The organism is Mesorhizobium sp. M7A.F.Ca.CA.004.12.1.1 (assembly GCF_003997835.1).
Lineage (GTDB): Bacteria > Pseudomonadota > Alphaproteobacteria > Rhizobiales > Rhizobiaceae > Mesorhizobium.
Genome location: NZ_RZRK01001416.1, coordinates 1 through 659, shown reverse-complemented (window position 1 = coordinate 659; position 659 = coordinate 1). Strand labels below are relative to the sequence as shown.

General features: G+C 68.0%; 1 protein-coding gene. It reads left to right on the top strand.

The genetic code is table 11. The features are described from left to right. Nucleotides 1–92: 92 nt before the first annotated feature. On the top strand, nt 93–659 hold a 567-nt coding region (locus EN984_RS36765; protein WP_206517590.1), incomplete at its 3' end, for a glycosyltransferase.

The window sequence follows — 659 nt, the reverse complement described above, 5'->3', positions numbered from 1 at the left end:
GGGCATGGTGCTGGCGCTGACACGCAAGCGGCCGGAAAAGCGCAAGCAGGTGGGCTTTGGCCTGTCGCAACGCGCCGTGCCGGCGGAGTGATATGGCCAGAGGCGTCATCCTTCTCGCGGCAGGCGGCACCGGTGGGCATCTTTTCCCGGCCGAGGCGCTGGCGCATGAGTTGAACGAGCGCGGCTGGTCGGTGCATCTGGCGACCGACGACCGTGCCGAGCGTTTCGCCGGCCATTTTCCGGCCGCCGCCGTCCACCCGATCCAGTCGGCGACGATGGGCTCGAAAAATCCTTTTGCCCTGCTTGGCGCCTTCTGGAAGATCTGGCGCGGCGTGCGCCAGGCTTCTGCCGTCATTGGCAGAATCAAGCCGGATGCCGTCGTCGGCTTTGGCGGTTATCCGACCTTGCCGCCGCTCTACGCGGCGACACGGCGCAAGGGGCCGACGCTGATCCATGAGCAGAACGCGGTGATGGGGCGCGCCAATCGGGCGCTGGCCGGCCGTGTCGACGCCATCGCCGGCGGCTTCCTGCCGCAGGACACCAGTGCTGCCGGGGTCAAGACGGTGACGACAGGCAATCCGGTCAGGCCGGCCGTGCTGGAAGCGGCCAGGACGAATTATGCGGCATCGACCGGGGAACAGCCGTTCCGCCTGCTGGTG